This is a genomic window from Paracoccus binzhouensis, assembly GCF_016446475.1.
In the GTDB taxonomy this organism is placed as follows: domain Bacteria; phylum Pseudomonadota; class Alphaproteobacteria; order Rhodobacterales; family Rhodobacteraceae; genus Paracoccus; species Paracoccus binzhouensis.
In genome coordinates, this window is record NZ_JAEHFP010000215.1 from 1 (window position 1) to 2517 (window position 2517).

The 2517-nt window shown below is 60.2% G+C and carries 2 protein-coding genes; one reads left to right on the forward strand and one right to left on the reverse strand.

Annotated elements, in window-relative coordinates:
- Positions 1-918: 918 nt before the first annotated feature.
- The gene (locus I9P22_RS23885) at positions 919-1182 is read left to right on the forward strand and encodes a hypothetical protein (protein WP_199262698.1); all 264 of its coding nucleotides are present in this window, start codon (positions 919-921) and stop codon (positions 1180-1182) included.
- A gap of 156 nt (positions 1183-1338) precedes the next feature.
- Here I9P22_RS23885 and I9P22_RS23890 read toward each other — a convergent pair whose 3' ends face one another.
- A complete protein-coding gene (locus I9P22_RS23890) occupies positions 1339-2079 on the reverse strand; it encodes a class I SAM-dependent methyltransferase (protein WP_199262700.1) in 741 nt (246 codons plus the stop codon).
- Positions 2080-2517: the final 438 nt, after the last annotated feature.

Here is a 2517-nt window from a genome sequence, read left to right on the forward strand (position 1 = left end):
TTGCGTGCCAAGGTCACCTCCCACGTAGAGATGATCTTGAATCACAGCCAGACGCGCAGGGGAATCCTTTTTGTCAACACAACCTAGGCTATCCGAGTGGCCAAACTTGAGCAATCGAATTTGCACGTAAAGAGATTGAACTTGTTGGACCTTCTGATCCCGCGCCCCCGGTGGCTCACCGGTGCTAAGGTCTCGTCAGCACCAAACCCGCCATGGCGGAGTACAAAAGTAGATGGTCTTGGCCACCTGAGTGCGGTTCCTCAGGCGACCATGGAGTCGTAGGTGTTCGCTGATACGCCGAATTTCGCGGCAAAGCCGCACCGACAGCCTTCGACGTGGGAGAGAGTTCGGTATTTGTTACACTTCCTCCGCCATTATCCTGTAGCGAACCCGAGATGAGGCTCCCGTTGGGGGCCATTTTCTTTTTGTTTCAAAGGCGCTTAGCCGATGCAGCCGAACCTCGGAGACTGGCGCCGGGTCCAATTTCCGTCTCTGAACGGCCCTCCGTCTCTAACCGAGCGAACCTCGTCAGGCCTGGTTCGGCTTCACGAAGCCCCGCGTTTCCAGCGGGTTTCGCAGGTCGCTCGACAATGGATTCAGCGGGCGCTCTTCCGGTTGGCATCGCCTTCCGGAGAACGCTCGGTAGGCATATCTGGGGGAAACCAGGTGCAGTTCTTAGGTATACTGCGGTGCCGCCAGCCTTCAGTTTCCCGCGTCTCGGAGCGTTGCCAGATGTGCGGCGAACTTGTCGAACGTATGGACACCATAGCTGACGGCGCGGAAGCCGATGGTTTGCTCCCGCTGGGTGCGGCCGGGATGAAGCTGGCGGGGCGTCAGAGCTGTTCTGCCGTCGGCCTGCCGGCCTAAAGTCACCGCCATACGGCAACGGGCGGGATTATCGTCGCGATCGGAAACGACATGCGCAGCTACGTCAGCGACCGGCAGCGGGTGGCCCTGGCGTCCTTGGCGGTTAAGCGCTTGCAGAGCGGCAAGCTCCTGATCCCTCCGGTGCCCAAGGCCGCACCTGCGGCCACGGGAGGACTGAATGCGCCGATGATCAGGACGATCGGCAAGACCTTCTATTGGAAGCAGCAGTTCGAGCGGGGGCGCTATCCCACGACGACCAGACTAGCCCGCACCCTGAAGTTCGAGCCAGGCTGGTGGCCGAGGGACTGCGTCTGACCCTGCTGGCCTATAACTACGTCGACGCCAGCCTAAGGTCAGGACCCATAACTGATCGAAAGCTCGTTAGATGGCTGCTCCCTATATCGGCCGTAGATCTTGAAGTGGCAGTCAATCGCGAGCCGCCCGGGTCATGTGGCACGGGCGGCTTGACGCCTAACGCGTTTCTGTCTTTCGAGCGGAGACTAGAAGCATCATCGGCCGCTCGAGCTCTTCGGCCAGTTCAGGCAACTGCTCGATCTGTTCGCGCGTTGGGGCGAATTCCTCGACCCGGCGCAACTCGAAGCCCGCATCAATCAGCGTGTTAAGCGTCGTGCCGAGGGTCCGGTGATACTTCAACACGCCCTTGGCGAACCAGTCCGTGCGGCGTTCGCCCTCAAGTGAATAGCCGTTGACCGGCCAGGTCTTGCGGCCGTCTTCATCGGTGATCCAATGCGGATGCGCCGCAGCCATGAAGATCGGATGCTCGATCGTGAAGACCAGATCTCCGCCGGGAACAAGCGCCTTTTGGATCATGCGCGTGAGGCGCCGGAAATCCTCGACATAGTGGAACGTCAGAGCGCTGTAGACGAGGTCGAAAGCTGCCTCGGGCAGTTCCAGCGTTTCGAGATCGGCGATCCGATATTCAATGGCGGGGTCTGAGATATCGGCCTTAGCGCGGGCGATCATGTTCTGCGACAGATCGAGGCCAAGCACCGAGACCGCGCCTTGCGCGCGCATCCAGCGCGAGGCCCAGCCGAACCCGCAGCCCAGATCGGCTACGCGCTTGCCGGTTAGCGTAGGCAACATGGCCCGGATAGCCGGCCATTCGGGCGCGCCGTCCAGCCCATGCACCTGTCGCGGCAACTGGCTGTAGCCAGAGAAGAAATCGGGATTGTCGTAGATATTCTGTGCCATGTTTAACTCCATAGTGAAAGGAGGACGAGGCACGTTTCAAAGCCGAAAGACCTCGTCCGCGAGGGGCGAGGCCAGGGTTGGCGATCCGCATGTTCAGTTTGCGTGGTCGACATCCCGGCACCCCGCCCTGGGGAAGCCGGCCAACCGGGCGACAATATGGATGTCCTTCTCGACCATGGCCGATATTTCGGCGAGACCTCAGCCAGTGTCAAGCCTGCGACATTGCATGGGAGCTGCTTTGTCCATACAGCCAGCCCTTGGCTGGGCAGGGTTCAATCTTCCTTCGCACCGTGATTCAAGTGCGGCAGGAGGACCTGCCGATGTCTGATAAATTCTGGCTCACGGAGGCTCATGTGTGGATGCCCCGGTTCATGCAAGGGCAAATTCGTGCCGCCGGGCATGTGATCGGTGCGGTCATGTGTCAGGCCTGTCGATACG